This is a genomic window from Rothia sp. HMSC073B08, assembly GCF_001812975.1.
GTDB lineage: Bacteria > Actinomycetota > Actinomycetes > Actinomycetales > Micrococcaceae > Rothia > Rothia mucilaginosa.
The window spans coordinates 40,835-46,423 of the sequence record NZ_KV811050.1; the positions used below are offsets into that span (position 1 = coordinate 40,835).

General features: G+C 58.4%; 4 protein-coding genes and 1 tRNA gene. 1 reads left to right on the forward strand and 4 read right to left on the reverse strand.

What is annotated here, in order from left to right; all coding sequences use genetic code 11:
- Positions 1-458: 458 nt before the first annotated feature.
- The 4 genes from HMPREF2884_RS01235 to HMPREF2884_RS01250 form a co-directional block, all read right to left on the reverse strand.
- Positions 459-531: transfer RNA gene (locus HMPREF2884_RS01235), tRNA-Lys, on the reverse strand.
- 212 nt (positions 532-743) lie between these two features.
- Entirely contained in the window at positions 744-1,772 is a 1,029-nt protein-coding gene (ilvC, locus tag HMPREF2884_RS01240; protein ID WP_005508646.1) for a ketol-acid reductoisomerase, read from the reverse strand.
- 307 nt (positions 1,773-2,079) lie between these two features.
- Positions 2,080-2,580 (reverse strand): acetolactate synthase small subunit, encoded by a 501-nt coding sequence (gene ilvN / locus HMPREF2884_RS01245; protein ID WP_005505523.1) that lies wholly within the window; start codon positions 2,578-2,580, stop codon positions 2,080-2,082.
- Positions 2,580-4,382 carry an acetolactate synthase large subunit gene (locus tag HMPREF2884_RS01250; RefSeq protein ID WP_070614942.1) on the reverse strand — a complete coding sequence of 601 codons (1,803 nt, stop codon included), beginning with the start codon at positions 4,380-4,382 and terminating at the stop codon, positions 2,580-2,582. The genes ilvN and HMPREF2884_RS01250 overlap by 1 nt, the downstream gene beginning before the upstream one ends.
- 461 nt (positions 4,383-4,843) lie before the next feature.
- Here HMPREF2884_RS01250 and HMPREF2884_RS01255 point away from each other — a divergent pair, with 461 nt between their 5' ends.
- Complete coding sequence (locus HMPREF2884_RS01255) at positions 4,844-5,383, forward strand: hypothetical protein (protein ID WP_070614944.1); 540 nt, start codon at positions 4,844-4,846, stop codon at positions 5,381-5,383.
- Positions 5,384-5,589 lie beyond the last annotated feature (206 nt).

Below are 5,589 nucleotides of genomic sequence, written 5' to 3' on the forward strand. Positions count from 1 at the left end.
CCAGTTCGCTAGGCACGGGGCGCACATACTGAACCACCGCACATCTACCGCAACCCCGGCGGGATTTGCTCGAGGTTCGGCACCCTCCTCGCTCCTACAGGGGCACCCGCCCTCGCTTCGCTTCGGGCACCCTGATGTCGCTACGGAGGCCACCGAAACCTCCACGCACCCGCCTAACCGGTGCAGCTACGTTTTCCGGAAGCGCCCTCAGGGTGTCACACGGACGCTCTCCGCAGCGAAGCAAGGAGGGGCGGAGCGTCCGGGCGACGGGTGCCCCTGCGTAGGCGCGGAGGAAACATGTAGCGCACCCCGTAGTCTTGGGAGACGCGAGGTACCCACCCACCCAACCCCTGCAGGAGCGAGGACGAACACCGATTCCTCAACCCATGAAGCCTGCATTTCAAGGGGAACGCAAAAATCCCGCTGATTCCGAAGAATCAGCGGGATTTTCTGTAAAGTGCGCCCCCTGGGACTCGAACCCAGAACCCATTGATTAAGAGTCAATTGCTCTGCCAATTGAGCTAGAGGCGCTTATTTGTTTTTCAGGGTTTCCCCTGCAACAAGTAAATACTATACGGCATTTTATAGACACCCGCAACTCAAGTGAGCATGAACTGCATCACATACCTGTTAAGTGCTGCTGTTCAGCTTGAAACAGCAAGAATCCGGCGCCCCACCTCTCCCCCTGTAGCGGGGTGTGGGTGGAACGCCGGATTCTTAGAAAGCTATTGCTGAGCTACCGTTTAGCGAGCGACGGAACCTTCGGTGTAGTCGTCGTCAACGGAGTTCCAGGAGAACAGCTCGCGCAGCTTGCGGCCGGTTGCCTCGATGGGGTGTGCCTCGCCCTTTGCGCGCAGTTCCTTGAACTCGGGTGCGCCTGCAGCCTGGTCTTCCATGAAGCGCTTTGCGAAGTTGCCGTTCTGGATGTCTGCCAGAACAGCCTTCATGTTTTCCTTGACCTCGGGGGAGATCACGCGGGGGCCAGAGACGTAGTCGCCGTACTCTGCGGTGTCGGAGATGGACCAACGCTGCTTAGCGATGCCGCCTTCGATCATCAGGTCGACGATGAGCTTGAGCTCGTGCAGGACCTCGAAGTATGCGATTTCGGGCTGGTAGCCTGCTTCGGTCAGAACCTCGAAGCCGTACTGGACGAGCTGGGAGGTGGAGCCGCAGAGGACTGCCTGCTCACCGAACAGGTCGGACTCGGTCTCTTCGGTGAAGGTGGTCTTGATGACGCCTGCGCGGGTTGCGCCGAGGCCCTTTGCGTAGGACAGTGCCAGTGCGAGTGCTTCGCCGGATGCGTCCTTCTCAACTGCGACCAGGGCGGGAACGCCGCGGCCTGCTTCGAATTCGCGGCGGACGGTGTGGCCGGGGCCCTTGGGGGCGACCATTGCCACGTCGACACCCTCGGGTGCGGTGATGTAGCCGAAGCGGATGTTGAAGCCGTGTGCGAAGAACAGTGCGTTGCCGGGCTTCAGGTGGGGTTCGATGCTCTCTGCGTAGACCTTTGCCTGGACCTGGTCCGGGGTCAGGATCATGATGACGTCTGCTTCTGCTGCTGCTTCTGCAACGGTTGCGACGCGCAGGCCTTCTGCCTCAGCCTTGGCACGGGACTTGGAGCCCTCGGACAGACCGACGATGACCTTCACGCCGGAGTCACGCAGGTTCAGTGCGTGTGCGTGGCCCTGGGAGCCGTAGCCGATAACTGCTACGGTGCGACCCTGGATCAGGGAGAGGTCTGCGTCGTCGTTGTAGAAAATGGTTGCTGCCATTTCTTCTCCTCAGTAAGTTTGGTATGCGGCCCAGGCTGGGCTCAACATTGACTATTCTACTTGATAGCTTTTGGGGTGCAGGTTTACGAGAGCACTTCTCAGATTGTGGCTCAAGATTTTACAACCTGCAGAGTTTATGGGGTACTGCATCTATTTCTTTGGCATTAGGGTCCCCAGGTAGAGAAATCACCTAGTAGAGAAAGAAATAGAGAGTACCTGATGCTTCCCCGCCCGCACTGCGAATACGTGTGTTTCGGTTGTGCGGGCGGGAGAACTGCTACGGGAATGTAGCGTCAGGTATTTTGTGCTAGATGCGCTCGCTCATAGCGCGGGGGCCACGTGCCAGGCCGATGGTGCCTGCGCGAACGATTTCGCGAACACCGTAAGGCTCCAGAACATCCAGCAGTGCGTTGAGCTTCTCCTCAGAACCGGTTGCCTCAATGACAACAGACTCAGGGGAAACGTCAATCACGGATGCACGGAACAGGTCAGCTGCCTGAACGATCTGCAGGCGAGCAACTGCATCGGCCTTGACCTTAATCAGGATGTGGCCGCGCTGTGTGGAGGAGTCGGCGGGAAGCTCGACGACCTTCAGCACGTGAACAAGCTTGTTCAGCTGCTTGGTGATCTGCTCGATGGTGTGAGCGTCACCCTCGGTCACGACGGTGATGCGGGAAACACCGGGGTTTTCGGTGGGGCCCACAGCCAGGGAGAGGATGTTGAACAGGCGGCGGGAGAACAGACCGGAAACTCGGGTGAGAACGCCCGGCTTATCTTCTACCAGAACGGACAGAGTGTGCTGAGACATTAGTTCTCTCCCTCACGATCGAACTCGGGCGAAGTGTTCTTCGCAATCCAAATCTTGTCATTAGAAACGCCTGCCGGGACCATGGGCCAGACCAGTGCGTGGGGGCTGACGGTGAAGTCAATGACCACGGGGCGGTCGTTGATTTCCAGGGCAGCCTTAATGGTGGCGTCCACGTCTTCGTCGCGCTCGCAACGGAAGGTGGCGCAACCGTATGCGTCGCCGAGCTTCACGAAGTCGGGGATGCGTGCGGTGCCGTGACCGTCCTTCAGGTCGGTGTTGGAGTAGCGCTCGTTGTAGAACAGAGTCTGCCACTGACGCACCATACCGAGGGAGGAGTTGTTGATGATAGCAACCTTGACGGGGATGTTGTTCTGTGCGCAGGTGACCAGTTCCTGGTTGGTCATCTGGAAGCAGCCGTCACCGTCGATAATCCACACGGTGGATTCGGGGTGTGCAACCTTTGCACCCATGCCGGCAGGAACGCCGTAGCCCATGGTACCCAGACCAGCGGAGCTAATGAAGTGACGGGGGCTCTCCTGCTGAATGTAGTGTGCACCCCACATCTGGTGCTGGCCAACGCCGGTGACGTAGTATGCGTCAGGGCCGGTGAGGGCGCTGATGCGCTCGAGGACGTATTCGGGCGAGCCGAGGCCATCGTTGGGCTTCTCATAGCCGAGCGGGTAATCCTTGCGGATGACGTTCAGCTCGTTCCACCACTCGGTCAGGTTCGGCAGCTGGTCTGCGAACTCGGTGGAGAGCAGGTCGGTCAGCTCGGGCAGCACGTACTTGAGGTCGCCGACGATCGGCACGTCTGCGAAGCGGATCTTCGAGATTTCTGCCGGGTCAACGTCAATGTGGATGACCTTAGCCTCGGGTGCGAAGGAGTCGAGCTTACCGGTGACGCGGTCGTCGAAGCGTGCGCCGAGGGTAATCAGCAGGTCAGACTTCTGCATTGCGGCGACGGCGGGGACGGTGCCGTGCATGCCGGGCATGCCGAGGTTCTGGGGGTCAGAGTCGGGGAATGCACCGATAGCGTTCAGGGTGGTGACGACGGGTGCGCCGATGAGCTTAGCCAGCTTGTGGAACTCTTCGGAAGCACCTGCGCGGACCAGGCCACCGCCGACGTAGAAGACGGGGCGCTTGGATTCGGTGATGAACTTTGCAGCTTCGTGAATCTGCTTGGAGTGGCCGCGGGTGACGGGGGTGTAACCGCGCAGCTCCAGGTCTTCAGGAATGCCGCGGTATTCCATCATGCCGACCTGTGCGTCCTTGGTGACGTCCACGAGCACGGGGCCGGGGCGGCCGGTGGATGCGATGTGGAATGCTGCTGCGAGCGCGCGGGGGATGTCCTGCGGGTCGGTGATCATGAAGGAGTGCTTGGAGATGGGCATTGCCATGCCGACGATGTCAGCTTCCTGGAATGCGTCAGAGCCCAGCAGCTTAGTGGACACCTGGCCGGTGATTGCGACCAGGGGGATGGAGTCCATGTTTGCGTCAGCGATTGCGGTCAGCAGGTTGGTTGCGCCGGGGCCGGAGGTTGCGATGCACACGCCGGTCTTACCGCTGGACACTGCGTAGCCCTGAGCTGCGTGGCCTGCGCCCTGCTCGTGGCGGACCAGGATGTGGCGGACCTTCTTGGAGTCGTACAGGGGGTCATAGGTCGGCAGAATTGCGCCGCCAGGCAGGCCGAATACGTCAGTCACACCCAGGTCTTCGAGGGTGCGGACGATAGCCTGAGAACCGGTCATGCGTTCTGCGGGAGCGTTTGCCGCGTCATCAGAAGTGGAAAATCCCATGGTCATGGAAATGCCTCGTGTCTTAATGGTTCTTCGTTGTACTCAATGTTCTGCGTGGGGTTTGTGTGATCCTCACGCATCCTATGCCCGGGGGTACCAAGCTATAAAAAATGCCCCTCGCTGTTGGTGGTAGCGGTAGGGGCGCTCAGTCGCAGTGAATAGACCCTGCCACGCGCCCTAGGCGACGTCGACAAGGCGTAGAATTCGCTGGAACATTGCTGTCTTCACCCTTCTATGGTGCGCCCCAAGAAGGGGTGAGTCAAATCTCTATCGAGCAACACGCCCGTTTTTGTTCATAAAGGCGCAGGTCAGATACTTTCTTTCATGATGTGGACACATTGCACTTGTTGACACATTCCCACGTGCTCATTTGAACAGGTGAGAAAAACTCGCATTTTTGGACGTCATGGCGCGTAATATGCGCGAATACTCGTGACCTTCGTTGGTTGCCCCGGTAGACTGAAGCTATGACCGAACCGATCATCCCGGTCGCTGATGAGCTGACCGAAGCAAGTAAGTACGCAGAGGTTGTTGACCCCCGTAACTCTGTTGAGAGTGACGTGTTTTTGACGGGTGAGGAACTTATTCGAGTTCTGCACCCGGTTTTTGACGAGCAGATTATTAATTACGGTGCATACAATTTGGTGTATGCGACGGGCCGTGCGGTTTACCGTAATCCTGATTTGGCGTTGCATCAGTATCCTGATCAGCAGCATTTTATTGTTGGGTATCAGGATGCGCCTGATGAGGTGATTATTGCTCCGGTGAATTTGCCGGCGTTGACGCCTGCGGGTACGGCGACGACGATTGATAATACGAATGCTCTGCATGCGTATCGTGTGGGTGATGATGCGGTGACGCTTGAGTCGGTGAATGGCAGCTCGTTTTATTTGTCGTTTGAGGATAATGCTGAGGTTGCGACTCGTTTTGGCGTTGGCTTGTTGGAGCAGGGTAAGGATGTGGAGGATTTCCGTGAGTTTGTGACGCGGATTTGGCCGGTCCTGTAGCCTTATGACTTTTTGAGATGATTGCCCGCTACTGTCTTGTGACGGTGGCGGGCTTTCGTGTGCTTACACGCAAAATGCCAAGCCACCAAGCAACAGGCTAAACCGCGACAGCCCTCCCCGCCCCACACGCAAAACACCCAACCACCAGGCAACAGGTCAAACCGCGACAGCCTCCCCCGCCCCAGTTCGCTAGGCACGGGGCGCAC

What these genes read in the sequence shown, in the direction of transcription:
- HMPREF2884_RS01250 (WP_070614942.1), bottom strand. Translation starts at nt 4,382, where the DNA reads ATGACCATGGGATTTTCCACTTCTGATGACGCGGCAAACGCTCCCGCA.
- HMPREF2884_RS01255 (WP_070614944.1), top strand. Translation starts at nt 4,844, where the DNA reads ATGACCGAACCGATCATCCCGGTCGCTGATGAGCTGACCGAAGCAAGT.
- ilvC (WP_005508646.1), bottom strand. Translation starts at nt 1,772, where the DNA reads ATGGCAGCAACCATTTTCTACAACGACGACGCAGACCTCTCCCTGATC.
- ilvN (WP_005505523.1), bottom strand. Translation starts at nt 2,580, where the DNA reads ATGTCTCAGCACACTCTGTCCGTTCTGGTAGAAGATAAGCCGGGCGTT.